Annotated in this window: 1 rRNA gene; it reads right to left on the bottom strand. The window is 52.7% G+C overall.

The features are described 5' to 3' along the window. Positions 1-932: ribosomal RNA gene (locus ACFQ6N_RS41170) — 16S ribosomal RNA — on the bottom strand; the annotation flags it as partial. Positions 933-1030: the final 98 nt, after the last annotated feature.

Genomic DNA, 1030 nt, shown 5'->3' on the forward strand with positions numbered 1-1030 from the left:
GTCAATTCCTTTGAGTTTCAGTCTTGCGACCGTACTCCCCAGGCGGAGTGCTTAATGCGTTAGCTGCAGCACTAAGGGGCGGAAACCCCCTAACACTTAGCACTCATCGTTTACGGCGTGGACTACCAGGGTATCTAATCCTGTTCGCTCCCCACGCTTTCGCTCCTCAGCGTCAGTTACAGACCAGAGAGTCGCCTTCGCCACTGGTGTTCCTCCACATCTCTACGCATTTCACCGCTACACGTGGAATTCCACTTTCCTCTTCTGCACTCAAGTTTCCCAGTTTCCAATGACCCTCCACGGTTGAGCCGTGGGCTTTCACATCAGACTTAAGAAACCACCTGCGCGCGCTTTACGCCCAATAATTCCGGACAACGCTTGCCACCTACGTATTACCGCGGCTGCTGGCACGTAGTTAGCCGTGGCTTTCTGGTTAGGTACCGTCAAGGTACCGCCCTATTCGAACGGTACTTGTTCTTCCCTAACAACAGAGCTTTACGATCCGAAAACCTTCATCACTCACGCGGCGTTGCTCCGTCAGACTTTCGTCCATTGCGGAAGATTCCCTACTGCTGCCTCCCGTAGGAGTCTGGGCCGTGTCTCAGTCCCAGTGTGGCCGATCACCCTCTCAGGTCGGCTACGCATCGTTGCCTTGGTGAGCCGTTACCTCACCAACTAGCTAATGCGCCGCGGGTCCATCTGTAAGTGGTAGCCGAAGCCACCTTTTATGTTTGAACCATGCGGTTCAAACAACCATCCGGTATTAGCCCCGGTTTCCCGGAGTTATCCCAGTCTTACAGGCAGGTTACCCACGTGTTACTCACCCGTCCGCCGCTAACATCAGGGAGCAAGCTCCCATCTGTCCGCTCGACTTGCATGTATTAGGCACGCCGCCAGCGTTCGTCCTGAGCCAGGATCAAACTCTCCGATAAAGTAGTTTGACTGACTACGCACATCGCTGTGCGATTTATAAAAATGAATTAACAGGTACGTTTTGTCTTGTTTAGTTTTCAAAGAACTTTGTTTACCG

Source organism: Kitasatospora sp. NPDC056446, from assembly GCF_042796115.1.
Classification (GTDB): domain Bacteria; phylum Actinomycetota; class Actinomycetes; order Streptomycetales; family Streptomycetaceae; genus Kitasatospora.